At 68.1% G+C, this 20,241-nt stretch carries 18 protein-coding genes; 6 read left to right on the forward strand and 12 right to left on the reverse strand.

What is annotated here, in order from left to right; all coding sequences use genetic code 11:
* Positions 1–77: 77 nt before the first annotated feature.
* Together chrA and ACV22W_RS26095 are read right to left on the reverse strand one after the other, a co-directional pair.
* A complete protein-coding gene (gene chrA, locus ACV22W_RS26090; protein ID WP_448022450.1) occupies positions 78–1,289 on the reverse strand; it encodes a chromate efflux transporter in 1,212 nt (403 codons plus the stop codon).
* 100 nt (positions 1,290–1,389) lie between these two features.
* Entirely contained in the window at positions 1,390–2,097 is a 708-nt protein-coding gene (locus tag ACV22W_RS26095) for a Crp/Fnr family transcriptional regulator (protein WP_448022497.1), read from the reverse strand.
* 81 nt (positions 2,098–2,178) lie between these two features.
* Here ACV22W_RS26095 and ACV22W_RS26100 point away from each other — a divergent pair, with 81 nt between their 5' ends.
* Positions 2,179–2,703, forward strand: a complete 525-nt coding sequence (locus tag ACV22W_RS26100; RefSeq protein ID WP_448022451.1) for an Mpo1 family 2-hydroxy fatty acid dioxygenase — start codon at positions 2,179–2,181, stop codon at positions 2,701–2,703.
* Positions 2,704–2,877: 174 nt separating this feature from the next.
* A complete protein-coding gene (locus ACV22W_RS26105; protein WP_448022452.1) occupies positions 2,878–3,492 on the forward strand; it encodes a class I SAM-dependent methyltransferase in 615 nt (204 codons plus the stop codon).
* Between the two features lie 15 nt (positions 3,493–3,507).
* Here ACV22W_RS26105 and ACV22W_RS26110 read toward each other — a convergent pair whose 3' ends face one another.
* Complete coding sequence (locus ACV22W_RS26110) at positions 3,508–4,782, reverse strand: EAL domain-containing protein (RefSeq protein ID WP_448022453.1); 1,275 nt, start codon at positions 4,780–4,782, stop codon at positions 3,508–3,510.
* Between the two features lie 183 nt (positions 4,783–4,965).
* Positions 4,966–6,405, reverse strand: a complete 1,440-nt coding sequence (mdtD, locus tag ACV22W_RS26115; protein ID WP_448022454.1) for a multidrug transporter subunit MdtD — start codon at positions 6,403–6,405, stop codon at positions 4,966–4,968.
* Positions 6,406–6,600: 195 nt separating this feature from the next.
* Here mdtD and ACV22W_RS26120 point away from each other — a divergent pair, with 195 nt between their 5' ends.
* The gene (locus ACV22W_RS26120; RefSeq protein ID WP_448022455.1) at positions 6,601–6,924 is read left to right on the forward strand and encodes a DUF2917 domain-containing protein; all 324 of its coding nucleotides are present in this window, start codon (positions 6,601–6,603) and stop codon (positions 6,922–6,924) included.
* On the opposite strand, the gene ACV22W_RS26125 is transcribed toward ACV22W_RS26120, so the two are convergent.
* Positions 6,897–8,129: a citrate/2-methylcitrate synthase gene (locus ACV22W_RS26125; protein WP_448022456.1), complete on the reverse strand. Its 1,233-nt coding sequence runs from the start codon at positions 8,127–8,129 to the stop codon at positions 6,897–6,899. The genes ACV22W_RS26120 and ACV22W_RS26125 overlap by 28 nt on opposite strands.
* Before the next feature lie 139 nt (positions 8,130–8,268).
* On the opposite strand from ACV22W_RS26125, the gene ACV22W_RS26130 reads away from it, so the two are divergent.
* Positions 8,269–9,660 (forward strand): CoA transferase, encoded by a 1,392-nt coding sequence (locus ACV22W_RS26130; protein WP_448022457.1) that lies wholly within the window; start codon positions 8,269–8,271, stop codon positions 9,658–9,660.
* Positions 9,661–9,681: 21 nt separating this feature from the next.
* Here ACV22W_RS26130 and ACV22W_RS26135 read toward each other — a convergent pair whose 3' ends face one another.
* On the reverse strand, positions 9,682–10,428 hold the full coding sequence (locus ACV22W_RS26135) for a GntR family transcriptional regulator (RefSeq protein ID WP_059528318.1): 747 nt from the start codon (positions 10,426–10,428) through the stop codon (positions 9,682–9,684).
* A 168-nt stretch (positions 10,429–10,596) separates the two neighbouring features.
* Between ACV22W_RS26135 and ACV22W_RS26140 the strand changes: the two genes are divergently transcribed.
* Positions 10,597–11,442: an aldo/keto reductase gene (locus ACV22W_RS26140; protein WP_448022458.1), complete on the forward strand. Its 846-nt coding sequence runs from the start codon at positions 10,597–10,599 to the stop codon at positions 11,440–11,442.
* Positions 11,443–11,468: 26 nt separating this feature from the next.
* On the opposite strand, the gene ACV22W_RS26145 is transcribed toward ACV22W_RS26140, so the two are convergent.
* From ACV22W_RS26145 to ACV22W_RS26170, 6 genes are all read right to left on the reverse strand, one after another.
* Positions 11,469–12,923, reverse strand: coding sequence for a hypothetical protein (locus tag ACV22W_RS26145; RefSeq protein ID WP_448022459.1), 1,455 nt, complete (start codon positions 12,921–12,923; stop codon positions 11,469–11,471).
* Positions 12,924–13,213: 290 nt separating this feature from the next.
* Positions 13,214–14,224, reverse strand: coding sequence for a HoxN/HupN/NixA family nickel/cobalt transporter (locus ACV22W_RS26150; protein ID WP_448022460.1), 1,011 nt, complete (start codon positions 14,222–14,224; stop codon positions 13,214–13,216).
* 184 nt (positions 14,225–14,408) lie between these two features.
* The gene (gene fusA, locus ACV22W_RS26155; RefSeq protein WP_448022461.1) at positions 14,409–16,520 is read right to left on the reverse strand and encodes an elongation factor G; all 2,112 of its coding nucleotides are present in this window, start codon (positions 16,518–16,520) and stop codon (positions 14,409–14,411) included.
* Between the two features lie 225 nt (positions 16,521–16,745).
* Complete coding sequence (locus ACV22W_RS26160; protein ID WP_059465624.1) at positions 16,746–17,246, reverse strand: DUF192 domain-containing protein; 501 nt, start codon at positions 17,244–17,246, stop codon at positions 16,746–16,748.
* Positions 17,247–17,405: 159 nt separating this feature from the next.
* Complete coding sequence (locus ACV22W_RS26165) at positions 17,406–17,618, reverse strand: hypothetical protein (protein ID WP_006398520.1); 213 nt, start codon at positions 17,616–17,618, stop codon at positions 17,406–17,408.
* A 281-nt stretch (positions 17,619–17,899) separates the two neighbouring features.
* The gene (locus ACV22W_RS26170) at positions 17,900–18,478 is read right to left on the reverse strand and encodes a pseudouridine synthase (RefSeq protein ID WP_448022462.1); all 579 of its coding nucleotides are present in this window, start codon (positions 18,476–18,478) and stop codon (positions 17,900–17,902) included.
* 272 nt (positions 18,479–18,750) lie between these two features.
* Here ACV22W_RS26170 and icd point away from each other — a divergent pair, with 272 nt between their 5' ends.
* Positions 18,751–20,007 carry an NADP-dependent isocitrate dehydrogenase gene (gene icd / locus ACV22W_RS26175; protein WP_044845581.1) on the forward strand — a complete coding sequence of 419 codons (1,257 nt, stop codon included), beginning with the start codon at positions 18,751–18,753 and terminating at the stop codon, positions 20,005–20,007.
* The last annotated feature ends 234 nt before the right edge of the window (positions 20,008–20,241 follow it).

Raw genomic sequence — 20,241 nt, forward strand, 5'->3', positions numbered from 1 at the left:
CACATCCCAAAAAAGCCCTCGTCACGAGGGCTTTTTTGTTTTCGTCCGGCATGAGTCGACGCGCGGCATTCACCCGATCAGACGTTCATCCCCGACAACCAGCCGAGCGCCGCGCTCGCGATCACGACGGCCCACGGCGGCACGCGCCAGAACACGAGCGCGACGAATGCGACGAGCGCGGCCGCGAAGTCGCGCGACGACACGATCGTGTCGCTCCACACCGGGTGATAGAGCGCGGCGAGCAGCAGCCCGACGACCGCCGCGTTCACGCCCGCGAGCGCGGCCTGCATGTGCGTGCTGCGGCGCAGGCGTTCCCAGAACGGCGCCGTGCCCGCGACGAGCAGGAACGACGGCGCGAAGATCGACACCAGCGCGATCGTCCCGCCGAGCCAGCCGTTCGGGGCGTCGCGCAGCGATGCACCGAGGAAGGCCGAGAACGTGAAGAGCGGCCCCGGCACGGCCTGCGCGACGCCATAGCCGGCGAGAAATGCCGAATCGCCGACCCAGCCCGGCGCGACGACGGCCGCTTGCAGCAGCGGCAGCACCACGTGGCCGCCGCCGAACACCAGCGCGCCGGTGCGGAAGAATGCGTCGACGACGGCGACGGTGTTCGAATGGAGCGCGCTCGCCGCGACCGGCAACACGACGATCAGCGCGGCGAACAGTGCGAGCCACAGCACGCCCGCGCGGTGCGACACGTGCAGCGGCAACGGATCGTGGGCGCCGCGCTCAGGCTGCGGCAACAGCATGAGTCCGGCCGCGCCTGCCGCGACGATCACGACGACCTGCAGCCACGCGGCCGGGACGAGCAGCGCGATGCAGGCCGCGATCGCCATCAGCGTGACGCGGCGCGCATCCGGGCACAGCGTGCGCGCCATGCCCCACACCGCCTGCGCGATCACCGCGACCGACACGATGCGCAACCCGTGCAGCGCGCCTGCCGCGACCGGCATGCCCGTCGCGTGGACGCCGAGCGCGAACAGCATCATCAGCAGCGCGGACGGCAGCGTGAAGCCGAGCCATGCGGCAAACATCCCCGCATAGCCCGCGCGCGACAGGCCGATCGCCATCCCGACCTGGCTGCTCGCCGGCCCCGGCAGGAACTGGCACAGGCCGACGAGATCCGCATAGGCGCGCTCGGTCAGCCAGCCGCGCCGCGTGACGAACGCGTCGCGGAAGTAGCCGAGATGCGCGACGGGGCCGCCGAACGACGTGAGGCCGAGCCGCAGGAATGCGACGAATACGGGCCACGCATGGCGGGACGGAGTATTGACGGTGGATGTGTTCAAGAGCGGATGCGGGGAGGGCGAACGAGCCGCCACGATAGCGCAATGTCATGACGGCGGGAATGTGGCGCTGCGGCGATTGCGTGGCGGTGTCAGGACGGGGTCAGTGCGTACCGTGGGGCAGGCCGCTCGCGCGGCGCAGCGCGTCGACGTCGACGAGTTCGATTTCGCCGACATGCAGCCGCACGACGCCGTCGGCCTGCAGCGCCTTCAGCAGCTGGTTGGTGGTCTGCCGCGTGAGCGACAGCATCGCCGCGAGCTTTTCCTGCGACATCCGGATGCGCGTGCGGCCGGCGCTGATTCCGCCGTAGCCGTCGGCGATCATCAGCAGCCGCGCGGCAAGCCGCTGCGCGGCCGGCATCACGCTCATCGATTCGACGGTCAGGAAGCTCAGCCGGAGTTTTTGCGCCATCAACAGCGCGAACTGCCGCCAGTATTGCGGCGTCGCGTCGAGCATCGCGAGCAGCGCGGCCTGGGGGACGTGCAGCAGCAGCGTGTCGTCGAGCGCGATCGCGTCGTGCGTGCGCGGCTGGCCGTCGAACAGCGCGATCTCGCCGAACCATGTGACGGGTTCGGCGACCGTCAGCAGCGCTTCCTTGCCCTGCGGATCGACCGCGCCTATGGTGAGGGAACCGGCCAGCACTGCATACAGCCCGCACGGCGGGTCGCCGCGGCGGAACAGCGCCTGGCCGGCCGGCAGGTGCCGCAACGCGGCGCGGGCGGGCAACGCCTCGCGCAACGCGGGCGGCAGCGCGGCGAACCACGGGTGCGCTTCGAGCTGCGGCAGGTACGGGGCGAGCGGCGAGGGCATGGACACGCGATGTCGGGTAGCTGACAGAGGTTGTCGGGCGTGACGCGCATCATAGCGCCCAATGATCGTTCAGGAGACACCATGAAGACGCTCGAGGATCACCTTTCCCAGTATGCGGCCTACCATCGCGACGCGCGCAACATCGCGACGCATCTGGTCGGCATTCCGATGATCGTGTTCGCGGTCGAGGTGCTGCTGTCACGGCCGGCGATCGGCATGCTGGCGGGCGTCGCGCTGTCGCCGGCGCTGCTGCTTGCGGTGGCGTTCTCGGTGTTCTACCTGCGTCTCGACCTGCGCTTCGGCTTGGTGATGACCGCGCTGTTCGCGCTCGGCCTGTGGGCTGCGCAGACGCTCGCGTTGCTGCCGACCGCCCAATGGCTCGGGATCGGCGTCGGCGCGTTCGTGGTCGGCTGGATCGTGCAGTTCGTCGGGCACTGGTTCGAAGGGCGCAAGCCCGCGTTCGTCGACGACCTGGTCGGCCTGATGGTCGGGCCGCTGTTCGTCGTCGCCGAAGTCGCGTTCTTCGCGGGCCTGCGCGGCGACGTGCGCCGCGAAGTCGAGCGGCGCGCGGGCCCGGTTCACGGCGGCGTGCATTCGCATGTCTGACACGCCGGCCGCGCCGGTTTGCGGGTTCGGCGCATGCTCGACCGATCCGGCCGGCAGAGCCGCCGCGTGGCTCGTGCTCGCCGCATAGGACCCCCGCGCCACACCACGCGCGATGCGCAACGGCTAAGATGCGGGATACGTCGCACGACAGGACGCGTATGCGGAGCAATCGCCATGGTGGATCGCCCGACTCTCGATGCCTACGAAGCCCATGCCGCGCAATACGCGCAGGACTGGCTCGACCAGGCCGCCCCCGACGACATGTATGCGCTGCTCGAGCAGTATTTCTCGCCGGGGCCGACCGCCGACGTCGGCTGCGGCGCGGGGCGCGACACTGCGTGGCTCGCGTCGCAAGGATTCGACGTGCGCGGCTACGATGCGAGCGCGGCGCTGCTCGCCGAGGCACGCTTGCGTCACCCGTCGCTGACGTTCGAACTGGCTGCGCTGCCGGCGCTCGCGGGCGTGCCGTCCGGCGCGTTTCGAAACGTATTGTGCGAGACGGTCGTCATGCATCTCGAGCAGGCCGATGCCGCCGCGGCGGCCGCGCGGCTGGCCGCGTTGCTGATGCCCGGCGGCACGTTGTACCTGAGCTGGCGAGTGGCCGGCAACGGCGCGTTGCGCGACGAGCGCGGCCGCCTGTACACGCCGCTCGATTCGGCGCGCATGCACGCGGCGCTCGGGCCCGGCATGCATGTGATCGACGAGCACGAGGTGGTCAGCGCATCGTCCGGCAAGCGCGTGCATCGGCTGATCGCGCGCCGGGCCGACGACGTCGATGGCGCCGCATGAGCGCGGCGCGCGAACTCATTCGCGGTTGAGCGCCGCTTCCCAGTTGATGTCGACGCACAGCACCTGCATGCCGGTCGCGGCCGGCGCGGCGATCGATGCGGTCACGCACAGGTGCGCTTCGTTGATCGACAGGTACGGCGGCGTCAGATGCACTTGGCCCGGCGCGCGCGTCGCGTGGATGAAGTAGGGGCGGCGCTCCCAGCTCGCGCCTTCCGAATGCAGCAGCGGCCGGAAGCGTTTCGCCCGCTGCGACACGCTGCCGCGCGCGAGCACGTTGTCGCCGATCTGGCGGCCCGATGCATCGAGCAGGAAGCAGCGCGCGGTTTCCGGCAATCCGAGCACGGCGCCGGCGGCGTCGATCAGCGATTCGCCCGCAACGAGCTTCCGGCTCGCCTCCTCCAGCGCGGCGACATACGGCGCGAGGCGTTCGGCCTGCGTGCGCTCGCGTTGCGCGACGCGCAGCCGCAACGCGGCCGACAGCGTATCCATGCAGCCCGCGGCGGCCTGCGGTTGCACGGGGTCGACGCTCGGCCCCGCGAAGTATTGCCCTTGCACGAAATCGACATCGCATTCGAGCGCGATCAGCGCGTCGCGCTCGGTCGAGAGCCCGCCCATCAGCACGAGCTGGCCGGATTCGTGCAGCAGCGATACGAGTCCCGGCAGCACGCGTTCTAGATGCGAGTGTTCGCTTGCCTGAGCGAGAATCCCGCGGTCGAGCGTGACGATGTCGGGATGCAGGTGCCACACGCGGTCGATGTTCGAGTGTTTCGCACCGAAGCCGCCCAGCGCGATCAGGAAGCCGGCCTTGCGCAGGCCGTCGACGATCGCGGCATAGCGCGGCGTCTCGCCGCCAGCCTGCTCGGGCACTTCGAGCACCACGCGATGCGGCGGCAGGCCGAGCGCCTTCAGGTTCGCGAGCAGCGCGTCGCCGTAGACGGTGTCCATCAGCGCGGCCGGATGCAGGCTCAGGAAGAGCCATTCGTCGTGACTGTCGAACGCATGGAAGTTGCCGAGATGCAGCGATTCGGCGAGCCGGCCGAGCTCGAGCAGGTCGCCGCGCCGCGCCGCCTGCGTGAACACCTCGTGCGACGCGACCTGGCGGCTGTCCTCGTCGTGCGCGCGCAGCGACGCGTGGTAGCCGATCGCGCGGCGATGCGACACCGAGAAAACGGGCTGGAACACGCTGAATACGGTGTACGCACCGTACAGCACGGTGCGCCGCTTGCCGTCGTCGCCGGCGACGGGGCGGGGCGGCTGAAAGCCGGGGGGATCGATGTCGATCATGCTCATGATGTCGGCCGAAGGAAGGCTGCCAGTTTACCTACAGAATAGGCGAGCAAGAAGCATGCACGGCATCAGGCCCCGAGCGACGCCCCGTCACGGCCGTCCGGTGCCGCGCGGCGCAGCCGTGCTGCACCGACATGGTGCGCGGCGCGCCGTCGTGGGGTGTCCCGACACGACGCGCGCCGTGCGTCACGCGCGCTCGGAGGGATCGGTCTTGTGCTGCGCGCGGCCGCGGATTTCGGGCGCGAGCTGCGCGAAGATCCACGCGGACGCGGCCGTGATGATCCCGACGCAGACGAAGGTCGCATGGAACGCAGGCAGCGTGTTGCTCGGCGTCACCGTGCGCAGCATCCCGGTGAAGGTGGCCAGCAGCGCGCCCGCGACCGTGACGCCGAGGCTCATCGACAGCATCTGCACGAGCGAGAACAGGCTATTGCCGCTGCTCGCGCCGCCGGTGCCGAGATCCTTCAGCGTCAGCGTGTTCATCGCGGTGAACTGCATCGAGTTGAACCCGCCGAACAGCGCGAGATGAACGACCTTCACCCAAACGGGCACCGTGTCGCGCATCAGCGCGAAGCTCGCCATCATCACGCCGACCATGATCGTGTTCACGAGCAGTACCTTGCGGTAGCCGTGCTGCGTGATCAGCCGCGTGATGATCCGCTTCGAGAACATCCCGGCCGCCGCCACCGGCAGCATCATCAGCCCGGCCTCGAATGCCGAATAACCGAGGCTCACCTGCAGCAGCAGCGGGATCAGGTACGGCATCGCCCCGCTGCCGATTCGCGCGAACAGGTTGCCGAGCAGGCCCACGCTGAACGTGTGGATCTTGAACAGTTCGAGCGAGAAGATCGGCTGCGGCGCGCGCACCGCGTACAGCCCGTACGCGACGAAGCACGCGAGGCTCAGGATCAGCAGCACGAGCACGGCCGCGTGCTGCATGCCGAGATCGGCGAGCCCGTCGAGCGACAGCGAGATCGCGACCATCCCGATCGTCAGCAGCAGATAGCCCTTCAGGTCGAAGCGGCCGACGGCGGGGTTGCGCGAGTCGGGCATCGAGTAGAAGGTCGCGACGCAGCCGGCGATGCCGACCGGCACGTTGATCAGGAAGATCCAGTGCCACGACGCGATCTTCACGAGCCAGCCGCCGAGCGTTGGCCCGATCAGCGGACCGATCAGCCCGGGGATCGCGACGAACGACAGCGCGGCCAGGTAGCGTTCGGCCGGGAACGTGCGCAGCACGGCGAGCCGCCCGACCGGCAACAGCATCGCGCCGCCCACCCCCTGCACGACGCGGAACACGACGAGCTGCGACAGCGTATGCGCGTTCGCGCACAGCAACGAACCGAGCGAGAACACCAGGATCGCGCTGAAGAACACGCGCCGCGTGCCGAACGTGTCGGCAAGCCAGCCCGAGACGGGAATCATCACCGCCATCGTCAGCGAGTATGCGATCACGACCGACTGCATCCGCAACGGCGATTCGCCGAGGCTCGCGGCCATCGACGGCAGCGCCGTGTTGACGATCGTCGCATCGAGCGTCTGCATGAAGAAGCCCGTCGCAACGAGCCAGAGCATCACGGTGAGGTTTTTTTCGCCGGGAGCGGCGGCGGGCGGGCGTTGGAACATGGGGACGGACCGATGGCGCGGGACAGCCGCCATTGTAGGCAAAGCCGCCGTCCCACGCAGGATCGGCGCGGGTGGACGCCCGTCCGTCAGCCGACCGGTACAGTTCAGCCGAAAGTGTCAGCAGGCGTATCTGTCCGTGTGTTGCCGCTGTCAGAAATACTGGTGTCATCGAACCCACGCGACCCGGAGGTGGCCATGCGAGAACTGCGACTCTACGAGATGGACGGCAACGATCCGGCCGCGCGGTGGCGGATCGTCGATCGCACTGCGCTGCAGGTCGCGGACGGCGATCTGTGGGTGACGATCGAGGGCCGGCCCGACGATCACTGGCTGCGTGCCGGTGAGACGCTGGCGCTGCTGCCCGGCATGCGCGTATGGATCAGCGCGGCGGCGGGCGGCGCGGTGTTCGCGTTCGGCCCGCAGGCGGCGCCGGCCCCGCAGGCCGCGCCGATTGCGTGGCGACGGTTCGCCGCATGGCGCGGCGGCCGTGGTCAGGCAGCCACGTCGCTGCCGATGTAGCGCGCGCGGGGCCGGATCAGCTTGCCGTCCGCATATTGTTCGAGCGCGTGTGCGATCCAGCCCGCGGTGCGGCCGGCCGCGAACAGCGTGAACGCCGCGCCGTCGTGTAGCGCAAGTGTGCGTTCCAGCACCGCGAGCGCGAAATCGATCGACGGTCGCAGGCCGGTCGCTGCCTCGACGCGCGCGGCGAGCGCGCGGGCCAAGCGTAGCGGCGTCCGGTCGGGCAGCATCGCGTGCAGCGCGTCGAGCAATGCGCGGGCGCGTGGATCGCCGTCGGGATAGAGCGGGTGCGCGAAACCGGACAGCGCGGTGCGCGCACCGTGCGCCCGTTCGTCGTGCGCGACGCGCAGCGCGAGGTAGCGGTCGAGGTCGGCGGCGCGCGCCGCTTCGTCGAGCAGCGCGCCCGCGCGGAACGTCTCGCCGCCGTGGCGCGGGCCCGACAGCGCCGCGAGCCCGCCCGCGATCGCACCGAACAGGTGAGTGCCGGTCGACGCGATGCAGCGCACCGCAAAGGTCGACGGGTTCAATTCATGATCGGCGCACAGCACGAGCGCGCGGCGCAGCAGGTCGGCTTCGTCGCGTCGCCGCAGCCGCCATGCCGCGGCGAGCTGCCGATGCACGGGCGCGTCTCCCGGCGCGATGCCGGCCAGCGCGGCCGTCGTCACGCGCAGCAGCAGCGTGGCCGCGTCGAACTGCGCGTCGCGCCCCTGCGCCCACAGGCGCGGCAGCGAGGCGGCCGCGGCGGGGAGCAGCACCAGCGTGCGCTCGAGCGGCGCGAGATGTGCCCAGCGGCGAGCCCAGTCGTCCCACTGCGCGGTGTCGAATCCGGTCGACGCGAGCGATGCCGCGCCGAGCCGCGCGGGCGGACAATCCCACAGCAGTGCGGCCGTTTCCTCGAGCGTCGCGTCGTTCGCGAGTGCGATCGCATCGGCGCCGCGATAGTGCAGGCGGCCGTCGGCGATCTGCGTGATCCGCGATTCGAGCACGGGCACGCCCCAGTCGAGCGAGCGTTCGGCGACGCCGCCCGCGCGTTTCGCATCGGCGCGGCGGCGCGCGAGCAGGCGCACCTCGTCCGCGTCGTAGCGGCGGCGCTTGCTCGCGCCGTCGGGCAGCGAGCGCAACAGGCCGCGGCTCACATACGCGTAAAGGGTGCTCACGCTGACACCGAGGATGCCGGCGGCTTCCGGCGCACTGAGGGACGTCATGCCGATCGCTCCTGTCGGGGCGCATGAAGCGCGGCCCGGCTACAACTATTCGTTATGCATTGATTCGCGCAATCAAGATTGATCGCACCCGTCGCGAATTCTAGACTCGAATCCGTCTTCTCAACGGTTCGCTTCCACCATGACACCCGAACTCGCATTGACCCGCTTGTGGCAACTCGCGCACGGCGAGCCCGGCGCGCTGGCCCGCACGGCCGTGACGGGGCAGGACCCGACGCTGCCGTCGACGTTCCACGTCGGCACGCTCGCCGCGGCGACGATCGCGGCAGCCGGGCTCGCGGCGGCGGAATGCCACCGGCTGCGCACGGGCATCGCGCAGCGCGTCGACGTATCGATGCGCGACGCGCTCGTCGCCTTTCGGAGCGAACGCTACCTGCGCGTGGACGACGGCCTGCCGCCCGAGCCGCGCCATCCGGTGACGGGTTTCTACGACACGCGCGACGGACGCTGGATCCAGCTGCATGCGAACTTTCCGCATCACCTGCACGGGATTCTCGACGTGCTGGGCTGCGGCCCGCGGCGTGACGACGTTGCGGCCGCGATCCGCACGTGGGACGGCGCGGCGCTCGATACCGCGCTGGCCGAGGCCGGCCTGTGCGCGGCATTGATCAGAACCCCTGACGAATGGGCGGCGCACGACCAGGCACGCGCGCTCGCGTCGCTGCCGTTGTTCGAGATCGAGCGGATCGGCGACGCGCCCGTCGAGGCGATCGGCCGAGGCGAGCCCGACCAGCCGCTCGCGGGCGTGCGCGTGCTCGATCTCACGCGCATCATCGCGGGGCCGGTCGCGGGCCGCACGCTGGCATCGCACGGTGCGCAGACGCTGCTCGTCAACGGTCCGCACCTGCCGAACATCGCATCGCTCGTGATCGACAACGGGCGCGGCAAGCGCTCGACGTGGATCGACCTGCGCGAGGCGGCCGGCATTGCCACGCTGCGCGAACTCGCGCGCGACGCCGATGTATTCCTGCAGGCCTATCGCCCCGGCGCGCTCGCGGCGCGCGGGTTCTCACCGCGGGCGCTGGCGGAGTTGCGGCCCGGCATGGTGTGCGTGTCGGTGTCCGCGTATGGGCATGCGGGGCCGTGGTCGATGCGGCGCGGCTTCGACAGCCTCGTGCAGTCCGCGAGCGGTATCGCCTGGCACCAGCAGCATGCCGCGCACGCGGACGGCCCGCGCCATCTGCCATGCCAGGCGCTCGATCATGCGACGGGTTATCTCGCGGCGTTCGGCGCGATGATCGCGCTCGCGCGCCGTGCGACGGAAGGGGGGAGCTGGCACGTGCGGCTGTCGCTCGCGCAGACGGGGCGCTGGCTGCAATCGTTCGGCACGGTGCCGGACGGCCTGCATGCACCGGATTTCACGTTCGACGACGTGCGCGACCGGATCGACCGGACCGCTTCGCCGTTCGGCGTGATCGATGCCGTGCGTCCGGCCGAACGCCTGTCGGCGACACCGCCGCGATTCACGCGGCCGCCCGTGCCGCTCGGCACGGACGAAGCGCGCTGGCGCTGAGCGCCGGCGGCGCCGTGCGCATTACTTGCGCAGCTCGACGACGAAGTCGTAGTAGTCGTTGCGACAGTAGGTATCGGTGAGCTCGATCGCGCGCTGGTCGGCCGTATAGCCGATGCGCGTGATCAGCAGCAGCGCGTCGTGCGGCGCGATGCCCATCTGCTGCGCGATCTCGTCGGTCGCGTTGACCGCGCGGAAATGCTGCAGCGCGCGCACGATCGGCGTGCCGCGTGCTTCGAGATAGCTGTACAGCGAACCGCCGATCGCCTGTGGATCGGGAATCAGCGTGGCGGGGAACGTCGAGTTCTCGACGGCCATGACGATGCCGTCGGCGAGGCGCAGGCGTTTCAGCCGTGTAACCGATGCGGCCGGCGACAGGCCGAGCTGGATGACTTCGTCGCGGTTCGCCGGCTGAATCTCGCGTTCGAGCCACTGCGAGCTCGGCTTGAAGCCACGGCGCTCGAGCATCTCGCTGAAGCTCGACAGCCGAGACAGCGGATCCTCGTAGCGCGGCTGGATGAAGTTGCCGGCGCCTTGCGTGCGGCGGATCAAGCCCTGCTCGACGAGCAGCGCGATCGCCTTGCGCGCGGTGATGCGCGACACGCCGAGCGCTTCGGACAGCACGCGTTCGGACGGCAACGCTTCGCCGGCCGCCCAGCGATTGTCGTGGATCGCGTCGCCGAGCTTGCGGGCGAGCTGCAGGTAGAGCGGCGTATCGTTCTCGGGGTCGGGGCGCAGGTCCTGCCAGCGGTCGTCCGTGGGTGCCTTCATGGAATGGGTATCGATCAGATTGCCGGCCATTCTAAGTCATCATGCGGCGCCGTTATATCCGGTTTTTGCCGTGCAGCAGGTGGACGCCGCACCGATTGACTACACTGATGCGTCGTATTCGATGCTACGGCCGCGGGTGCGCGGCCACCAATCCGCAGCGAGGAGCGCATGACAGACACGATCGCCACGGTCGTCCTGCCGGACGGCGAGACCATTCCGAAGCTCGGCCTGGGCACGTGGGAAATGGGCGAGCGGCCCGCGCGTCGCGCGGACGAGATCGCCGCATTGCGCGAAGGTATCGCGCTCGGGATGACGCTGGTCGACACCGCGGAGATGTACGGCGACGGTGCGACCGAGGCGCTCGTCGGCGAGGCGCTGACCGGATTGCGCGACAGCGTGTTCCTTGTCAGCAAGGTGTATCCGCATCATGCGAGCCGGCGGGGCGTCGTCGCCGCGTGCGAAGCGAGCCTCAAGCGTTTGCGTACCGACCGTCTCGACCTGTACCTGCTGCACTGGCGTGGTTCGGTGCCGCTCGAGGAGACGGTCGAAGGATTCGAGGCGCTGCGGCGCGCGGGCAAGATCCGCCATTGGGGTGTCAGCAACTTCGATACGGCCGACATGGCGGAACTCGTCGACGAGGCGGGCGGCGGCGCGTGCGCGACCAACCAGATCCTCTACAACATCGCGCGGCGCGGCCCGGAATTCGACCTGCTGCCATGGCTCGTCGAGCATCGGATGCCGGCGATGGCATACAGCCCGGTCGATCACGGCCGGCTGCCGAAACGTTCGCCGCTCGACGAGATCGCGCGGCAACGCGGTGTGTCGGTGACGCGCGTCGCGCTTGCCTGGGTGCTCGCACGGCCGGGTGTATTCGCGATCCCGAAGGCATCGCGCATCGAACACGTTCGCGACAATCGCGCGGCGCTCGATCTCGTGTTGAGCGATGACGAGCGCGCGCAACTCGACGGCTATTTCCGTCCGCCGCGCAGCAAGCGCGCGCTCGAAATGCTCTGACCATACACGGTCAGGCGATGTGTCGGTCAGTGGCCATGGCCGCCGGCCGATCCGCCGTTGCCGCCGGCGCCGCCATTGCCGTTCCCGACACCGTTGGCACCGCCGTTGCCGGCGCCGCCGCTCCCGTTGCCATTACCGTTGCCGCCGCCGTTGCCGTGGCCGCCGTTGCTGCCGCCGTTGCCGTTGCCGCCGCCGCTGCCACCGCCGTTACCACCGCCGTTACCGTGACCGCCGTTGCCGCCGCCGCTGCCGCTGCCGCCGTTGCCGCCGCCGCCGCCGCTGCCACCGCCGTTACCGTGACCGCCGTTGCCGCCGTTGCCGCCGCTGCCACCGCTGCCACCGCTGCCACCGCCGTTGCCGCCGCCGTTACCACCGCCGTTACCGTGACCGCCGTTGCCGCCACCGTTGCCGCCACCGTTGCCGCCGCCGTTGCCGCCGCCGCTGCCACCGCCGTTGCCGCCGCCGTTGCCGCCGCCGTTGCCGCCACCGTTACCACCGCCGTTACCGTGACCGCCGTTGCCGCCGCCGTTACCACCGCCGTTACCGTGACCGCCGTTGCCGCCGCCGTTGCCGCCGCCGTTGCCGCCGCCGCTGCCACCGCCGTTGCCGCCGCCATTACCGCCGCCATTACCGCCGCCATTACCGCCGCCGCCGTGGCCACCATGCCCACCGGAGGTACCGCCACCCGAGGTACCGCCACCGGAGGTACCGCCACCGGAGGTACCGCCACCCGAGGTACCGCCACCGGAGGTACCGCCACCCGAGGTACCGCCACCGGAGGTACCGCCACCGGAGGTACCGCCACCCGAGGTACCGCCACCGGAGGTACCGCCACCGGAGGTACCGCCACCCGAGGTACCGCCACCCGAGGTACCGCCACCCGAGGTACCGCCACCCGAGGTACCGCCACCCGAGGTACCGCCACCCGAGGTACCACCACCGGAGGTACCGCCACCGGAGGTACCGCCACCGGAGGTACCGCCACCCGAGGTACCACCACCCGAGGTACCGCCACCCGAGGTACCGCCACCCGAGGTACCGCCACCCGAGGTACCGCCACCCGAGGTACCACCACCTTTACCCTCGTTGCCCGATGCACCGCCGCTTCGACCTGTTCCGCTCGTGCCACCGGATGTCGCCCCGGTCGATCCGCCGACGCCTGTGGGCCCGACAGCGCCGCTTCCGCCATTCCCGCTGTTACCCGGGCTACTACCGCCCGAGGTATTTCCGGCACCGTTGCCCACAGCGCCTCGGCCGGCATATATGTGCACCGCGCAAGCAGCCGGACTGGCGGCACAGGACGCCGTGTCCTCGGCGAGCATCATGACGGGGTCTGCGCTGGCGGTCGGGTCGGACGCGACGTCGGGCATCGAGTCCTGAGCAATCGCGTAAGAACAGCAGCACGCAAATGCGGCTGCGGCCAGCAAGGTCGTGCGATAGCACCGTCCCGCCGTGCGGGACCGTTGATTCGTTCTGCTCATTATTGATCTCCCCGATGCGCGCGATGCCTCGTCACGCGCGACCATCAACGTGTGATGCAGGGGACCAGCAACGATGCATTGTCGTATCGGCGGCCGATGCGTGTCGGACTGGCGTCAGAGGCCAGCCGGGAACACGAATCGGCACGCGGGCCCGCCGTGCGAATCCCTAACTGCGAGATTCGTGCCAACGGCCGGTCGTGTCCGTGGCGCAAGGCGCGCACGTACCGCGTGACAGCGCGTGATACGCCGTCATGAGCTTTTTGTTTCCGAAATGAAACGTCTGACTACGGCTATCGCGCCGTCGTGTCGGCAGCGCGCGGCCAGCGGTGGCAGAGGATCGACGCGATCCAGGCGACGAGAAACAGCGCGACGATGCCGTAACCGATCGCGCCGAAGCGCGCGCCAAGCGTGTCGAGCACATCGCGCACGGGGCCCGTCAGCGACAGCTTGTCGGCGAGCAGGCCGGCGGCCTCGATCACGCCGACCGCCAGCGCGACGGCTGCCGACAGCAGCGTGATGCTCGCGTTATAGAGCAGCTTGCGCCGCGGATCGTCCATCGCCCAGCCGTACGCATGGATCATCAGCACATTGTCGGTCGAGTCGATCAGCGTCATGCCGGCCGCGAACAGCGCGGGAAACAGCATGACCGAATGGATCGGCAGCGCGTGGCTCGCCTGCGTGGCCGCGATCGCGAGCAACGCGATTTCTGTTGCAGTATCGAAACCCAGGCCGAACAGCACGCCGACCGGATACATGTGCCCGCTTTTCGACACGAACCGGAACAGCGGGCGCAGCAGCCGCGACACGAGGCCGCTCGCGCGATGCGTGTGCGCGGCGCCGTGAGCTGCGTCCGGTGCGCCGCGATAGCGCCGCCACACGTCGCGCAGGATCACCAGGTTCATGCACGCGAGCACGAGCAGGAAGGTCGCGGACACCGCCGTGCCGATCGTGCCGCCGATCTCGCGGAATGCGTCGAAGCGGTCGCGCAGCGCGAACGCGCTCAGCGCGATGCCGAGCGTCGCGACGACCACGATCGTCGAATGGCCGAGCGAGAAGAACAGGCCGACCGTCACCGGACGCTGACCGTCCTGCATCAGCTTGCGCGTCGCGACGTCGATCGCGGCGATGTGATCGGCGTCGACCGCATGACGCAGCCCGAGCCCGTACGCGATCGCCGCGGTGCCCAGCAGCAGCGGATGGTCGTGCAGCACCGCGAGCGCCCACAGCCAGACGGCGACATTCGCGGCGATCAGGCCGGCATACAGCATCAGCAGGCGGCGCAGGGTAGGGGTGGGCGGCATCGGGGTGGTTCCATCGGACGAATCGCGATGCATTGTGGCACGCGCAAAAATGGCCCGGCGTGCCGATCAAAAACGGCGTCGGCGCATCGGCCACTCGCCGTGCCGCGTTGGACGGATGAAAAAAAGGCCCGTCCGGAACCGGACGGGCCTGAGGTCTGCGCGCAGCAGGGCGCGCACGCCGCGCTTACTTCACTTTCGCGTTGATCACGCCTTCCGACACGTTCGCCGGCGTTTCCGCGTAGTGCTTGAACTCCATCGTGTACGTCGCGCGACCTTGCGTCGCCGAGCGCAGCGACGTCGAATAGCCGAACATCTCCGCGAGCGGCACCTCGGCACGCACCAGCTTGCCGCCACCGCCCGCGATGTCCTCCATCCCCTGCACGATGCCGCGCCGGCTGGACAGGTCGCCCATCACGTTGCCCATGAAGTCCTCGGGCGTCTCGACCTCGACGGCCATCATCGGCTCGAGCAGCACCGGCTTTGCCTTGCGCATCGCTTCCTTGAAAGCCATCGAGCCGGCCATCCGGAACGCGTTTTCGTTCGAGTCGACGTCGTGGTACGAGCCGAACGTCAAGTGCACCTTCACGTCGACGACCGGGTAGCCCGCGAGCACGCCGCTCTTCAGCGTCTCGATGATGCCCTTGTCGACGGCCGGGATGAATTCGCGCGGAATCACGCCGCCCTTGATCTCGTCGAGGAACTCATAGCCCTTGCCGGGGTTCGGCTCCAGCGTGATCACCGCATGTCCGTACTGGCCGCGACCACCCGACTGCTTGACGAACTTGCCTTCGACATCGGCCGCCGTCGTGCGCACCGTTTCGCGATACGCGACCTGCGGCTTGCCGACCGTCGCTTCGACGCCGAACTCGCGCTTCATCCGGTCGACCAGGATTTCGAGGTGCAGTTCGCCCATCCCCGAGATGATCGTCTGGCCGGATTCCTCGTCGGTCTGCACGCGGAACGACGGATCTTCCTGCGCGAGACGATTCAGCGCGAGGCCCATCTTTTCCTGGTCGGCCTTCGTCTTCGGCTCGACCGCCTGCGAGATCACCGGCTCCGGGAATTCCATCTTCTCGAGGATGATCGGCTTGGCCGGATCGCACAGCGTGTCGCCCGTCGTCGCTTCCTTCAGGCCGACCGCAGCAGCGATGTCGCCGGCGCGGACCTCCTTGATTTCCTTGCGCTCGTTCGCGTGCATCTGCAGGATCCGGCCGAGCCGCTCCTTCTTGTCCTTCGTCGCGTTCAGGACCGTGTCGCCCGATTCGACGACGCCCGAATACACGCGGAAGAAGATCAGCTGGCCGACGAACGGGTCGGTCATGATCTTGAACGCGAGCGACGAGAACGGCTCGTCGTCGCTCGGGTGACGTTCCGCCGGCTTCTCCGGATCGTGGAAGTCGTGGCCGAGGATCGCGGGCACGTCGACCGGCGACGGCAGGTAGTCGATCACCGCGTCGAGCATCGCCTGCACGCCCTTGTTCTTGAACGCGCTGCCGCACAGCATCGGCACGATCTCGTTCGCGATGGTGCGCTGGCGCAGCGCGGCCTTGATCTCGTCCTCGGTCAGCGATTCATGGTCGTGCAGGTACTTCTCGAGCAGCTCCTCGCTCGCTTCCGCGGCGGCTTCGACCATCTTCTCGCGCCATTCGTGCGCGAGCTCGACGAGGTTCGCCGGGATGTCCTCATACGTGAATTTCACGCCCTGGCTTTCGTCGTCCCAGACGATCGCCTTCATCTTCACGAGATCGACGACGCCCTGGAAATGATCTTCCGCGCCGATCGGAATCTGGATCGGCACGGCGACGCCCTTCAGGCGCTCGCCGATCTGGCGCTGCACGCGGAAGAAGTCCGCGCCGATGCGGTCCATCTTGTTGACGAACGCGATGCGCGGCACCTTGTACTTGTTCGCCTGGCGCCACACGGTCTCGGATTGCGGCTGCACGCCGCCGACCGAGTCGTAGACCATGCACGCACCGTCGAGCACGCGCATCGAGCGCTCGACCTCGATCGTGAAGTCGACGTGCCCGGGGGTGTCGATGATGTTGATCCGGTGTTCCGGATAGTTGCCGGCCATGCCCTTCCAGAAGGCCGTGGTCGCGGCCGACGTGATCGTGATGCCGCGTTCCTGCTCCTGCTCCATCCAGTCCATCGTGGCCGCGCCGTCGTGCACTTCACCGATCTTGTGGCTCACACCGGTGTAAAACAGGATGCGCTCGGTCGTCGTGGTCTTGCCGGCATCGATGTGAGCGCTGATCCCGATATTGCGATAGCGCTCGATGGGGGTTTTGCGGGGCACGTGAACCTCCTGGTGGTTCGGATCGTAAGCGGGCCGGCTGCACCGGCCCGGGCTGGAACTAGCGAGATTTAAAGCATAGCGCTTGTCCGTGGCTTTTGCAGATGCGGGCACCATTGGCCGAATCAAGGCACGCGTCGCCGTCGGCCGGCGAAAAAAAACCGGCGCCCAACACAAGAATGGGCGGCCGGCTTCGGTCGACGTGCGGCGGCGCCGCGGCAATGGCCGTTACTGGGCCTTGGGCAGGCCTTCGAGCTTCATGCCAGGCTTGATGCCCTTCGCCGCGAACCAGCCCTTGCTCATTTCGAGCGCATAGACGCCGTTGTTGCGCGGGCAGTGGTTGTCGGTCGTCTCGGCCTTCATTTCATCGATGTCGGTGATCGTGCCGTCCGCGCGGATGAACGCGATCGACAGCGGAATCAGCGTGTTCTTCATCCAGAAGCAGTGCACGGCGTTCTCGTTGAACACGAACAGCATGCCTTCGTTCGGCGCGAGCTGCGACCTGTACATCAGCCCCTGTTCGCGGTCGGCGTCGTTCGCGGCGACGGCCGCGTCGATCACGTACATGCCGGCGCGCAGCTTCGCGCGCGGGAACTCGCTCGGCTGTTTGGCGCCGGGCGGCATCTGCGCGTGGGCGGTCTGCATGCCGAGTGCGAGGACGGCAAGCGCGGCGGGAAACACGGCGGCGCGCGCAAGGCGGCCGAGCGACGAGCGCAGGGAGAATCGCACAGCAGGGCTCCTATCGGGAAAACGAGACCCGCATGGTACGCGAAGCGCGCCGGCGGGCACAAAAAGAAAAAGGCAGATCGCCTTGCGGTGATCTGCCTTTCAACGCCGTAAGAACGGCAAGACTGCGTGTTCTTGACTGCGTTATTACAGCTTGCTTACTTAGTTCGAAGCAGCTGCCGGTGCTTCGGCTTCGCTAGCTGCCTTCTTTGCTGCGTGGTGCTTCTTTGCGTGGTGCTTCTTGGCAGCCTTGTGCTTTGCCGGTGCCGAAGCAGCTGCCGGAGCAGCAGCCGAAGCAGCTTCCGGAGCCGAAGCTTGTGCGAAAGCAGCCGTTGCGAAGAGGCCAGCGACCAGAGCGGCGATCAGTTTGTTCATGTTGTGTTCCTCAGCTTTAGTTAATTAACCAAATGACCCGGCAATAGGAGTCATGTCGTCTAACGGTGCCATCCACCTTTCGGTTGACAGACGCTTCGAGAAATTTCTCATTGCGCTGCGGGCGCCGAATCGTATTCGATGAAAACGTCGCTTTCGTGACGCAAACACGGATTCGGCTGCCAATGCCGGATAGCTAAGGTTGGCATCTGCGTGGTTTAACGCGCGATCTTCGCGGGCGGTTGACGAAAAAGACGACGAAAAATTCGCGCGGCGCGAATGCGTCATTCGGCGCGTGCGAAACCGTCCCACGGGGCCCGCGGCGGCAGCGCGATTGTTTCGCCTGGTGCAATTCCGAGCGCGAATATGTCGAGCGCGCCGATGCCGACGCGCACGAGACGCAACGTCGGGAAGCCGATCGCGGCCGTCATCCGCCGCACCTGCCGATTCTTGCCTTCGGTGATCGCGAGTTCGATCCACGTGGTCGGGATCGCGGCGCGATAGCGGATCGGCGGATTGCGCGGCCAAAGCGTGTCGGGCGGCTCGATGAATTCGGCGCGGCACGGGCGCGTCACGTAGTCGCCGAGGTCGACACCGCGCGCGAGCGCCTTCAGGTCGGCCTGGCCCGGCGCGCCGTCGACCTGCGCCCAGTAGCGCTTGACGAGCTTGTGGCGCGGCTCGGCGATGCGCGCCTGCAGCGCGCCGTCGTCGGTGAGCAGCAGCAGGCCCTCGCTGTCCGCGTCGAGCCGGCCGGCCGGGTAGACGCCGGGTGCTTTTACCCAGTCGCCGAGCGACGGCCGCGTCTCGTGCGCGGAAAACTGGCAAATCGTGCCGAACGGCTTGTTGAGGGCGATCAGGGTCATGGCGGGCGCCCGCCCGGCGTGCCGCGGGAAGCGGGACGGGCGGTCTATGGCAAATGGCGGAATCTTAATGCATAATACGGAACGGCAAGTCCTCTGTCTTATATAAGACATAAGGGAAGACTTGATACGCAGCTTCGCGCTTCGTGCCGCCGGCCCCGATTGGGGCGCTAGAATAGCGCTCGCTGTTGCCGTCACGAGGGTGGCAGGGCCACCTCGCCGCGCGCGCAGTTTCGACCAGCATCACCTGCTCAGCCACGTCACTGGAGTCGATCATGCCGTATCAGCACATCAAGGTTCCGGAGGGCGGTGACAAGATCACCGTCAACAAGGACTTCTCGCTCAACGTTTCCGATCAGCCGATCATTCCCTATATCGAAGGCGACGGTACGGGCTTCGACATCACGCCGGTGATGATCAAGGTCGTCGACGCGGCGGTCGCGCATGCGTACAAGGGCAAGCGCAAGATCCACTGGATGGAGATCTTCGCGGGCGAGAAGGCGACGAAGGTGTACGGTCCGGACGTGTGGCTGCCGGACGAAACGCTGCAGGTGCTGAAGGAATACGTGGTGTCGATCAAGGGGCCGCTCACGACCCCGGTCGGCGGCGGCATCCGTTCGCTGAACGTCGCGCTGCGCCAGGAGCTCGACCTCTACGTGTGCCTGCGCCCGGTCCAGTATTTCAAGGGCGTGCCGTCGCCGGTGCGCGAGCCGCAAAAGATCGACATGGTGATCTTCCGCGAGAACTCGGAAGACATCTACGCGGGCATCGAATGGGCCGCGGGCTCCGAGCAGGCGAAGAAGGTCATCAAGTTCCTGCAGGAAGAAATGGGCGTGAAGAAGATTCGCTTCCCGGAAACCTCGGGGATCGGCGTCAAGCCCGTGTCGACGGAAGGCACCGAACGTCTCGTGCGCAAGGCGATCCAGTATGCGATCGACAACGATCGCAAGTCGGTCACGCTGGTGCACAAGGGCAACATCATGAAGTTCACGGAAGGCCTGTTCCGTGACGCCGGCTATGCGCTCGCGCAGAAGGAGTTCGGCGGCGAGCTGATCGACGGCGGCCCGTGGATGCGCGTGAAGAACCCGAAGACGGGCAACGAGATCGTCATCAAGGATTCGATCGCCGACGCGTTCCTGCAGCAGATCCTGCTGCGTCCGGCCGAATACGACGTGATCGCGACGCTGAACCTGAACGGCGACTACATCTCCGACGCGCTGGCCGCTCAGGTCGGCGGCATCGGGATCGCGCCGGGCGCGAACCTGTCGGATTCGGTCGCGATGTTCGAGGCGACCCACGGCACGGCGCCGAAGTACGCGGGCAAGGATTACGTGAACCCCGGTTCCGAGATCCTGTCGGCGGAAATGATGCTGCGTCATCTCGGCTGGACGGAAGCGGCCGATACGATCATCGCCGCGATGGAGAAGTCGATCCTGCAGAAGCGCGTCACGTACGACTTCGCGCGCCTGATGGAGGGCGCGACGCAGGTGTCGTGCTCCGGCTTCGGCGAAGTGCTGATCGAGAACATGTAAGTCCCCTTCCGGGGCAGGCCGGCGGAACGCCGGCAGCCCCGGCGCCTACTGCCGGCGCCGGGGCATTTCATGAACGGCAGGTTTGTTGGCAGGGCGGTCCGGCATGCGGGCCGCGGCGCCGCGACGCGGCCCGCATGCCCTGCAAGGTAGAACATGACGGCCCTTGCAACACCACCGTCCGGCTAGCCGGCACGCCCCTTTCGCGATCGACCCGGTCGCTCCCCGCCGATTACC

This window comes from Burkholderia sp. AW49-1, from assembly GCF_053427845.1.